The sequence below is a fragment of the Acetobacter lambici genome, assembly GCF_011516885.1.
GTDB lineage: Bacteria > Pseudomonadota > Alphaproteobacteria > Acetobacterales > Acetobacteraceae > Acetobacter > Acetobacter lambici.
On record NZ_WOTD01000170.1, the window covers coordinates 1 to 662 of the forward strand.

2 protein-coding genes are annotated in these 662 nt (G+C 51.7%); both read left to right on the forward strand.

The annotated features are described in order from the left end of the window. The first annotated feature begins 89 nt into the window (after positions 1 to 89). The gene (locus tag GOB86_RS15710; RefSeq protein WP_003618721.1) at positions 90 to 332 is read left to right on the forward strand and encodes an AbrB/MazE/SpoVT family DNA-binding domain-containing protein; all 243 of its coding nucleotides are present in this window, start codon (positions 90 to 92) and stop codon (positions 330 to 332) included. Next, positions 333 to 662 carry an endoribonuclease MazF gene (gene mazF / locus GOB86_RS15715; protein ID WP_003618720.1) on the forward strand — a complete coding sequence of 110 codons (330 nt, stop codon included), beginning with the start codon at positions 333 to 335 and terminating at the stop codon, positions 660 to 662. It abuts the gene before it with no gap.

Here is a 662-nt window from a genome sequence, read left to right on the forward strand (position 1 = left end):
TCATTGGAAGCGGACATTGGCTACTTTTAGCTTGAAACAGAAGTGGCCGAAGGTGTATCTACAATGTAGACACACAAAGGAGAGATCCAATGCATGGGACCGTTCGCAAATGGGGGAACAGCGCTGCCATCCGTCTACCAGCCAATATCCTTGAAGCGGTTCACCTACAGATCAATCAGGCTGTTGATGTCCGGGAAGAAGATGGGCGTATCATCATTCAACCGGTTCACCCTGCTGTCCTTTCGCTGGACACCCTGACTGCCGCCATCACGGATGATAACCGTCACGGTGAAGTGAGTTTTGGGCCTGAAATTGGCGGAGAGATCTGGTAAATGTCAGCATGGGTGCCAGATTGCGGAGACATCGTCTGGCTGGAGTTTGATCCTCAGGCAGGGCGTGAACAATCTGGGCATCGCCCGGCTGTGGTGCTTTCGCCAGTTAGTTACAACAAAAAATCTGGTATGATTGTTTGTTGCCCGACAACGACAAAAATCAAAGGGTATCCCTTTGAAGTGCCTTTGACAGGAGAGCCGACAAGCGTGGTTCTCTCTGATCAGGTTCGCAGTCTTGATTGGCGCGCCAGACGAGCAAAGCATAAAGGTCGGGTCTCCGAAAGAGAACTGGAAGCGGTGCGCGAACGAACAAGACTACTCGTCGGGTGA

What these genes read in the sequence shown, in the direction of transcription:
- mazF (WP_003618720.1), top strand. Translation starts at nt 333, where the DNA reads ATGTCAGCATGGGTGCCAGATTGCGGAGACATCGTCTGGCTGGAGTTT.
- GOB86_RS15710 (WP_003618721.1), top strand. Translation starts at nt 90, where the DNA reads ATGCATGGGACCGTTCGCAAATGGGGGAACAGCGCTGCCATCCGTCTA.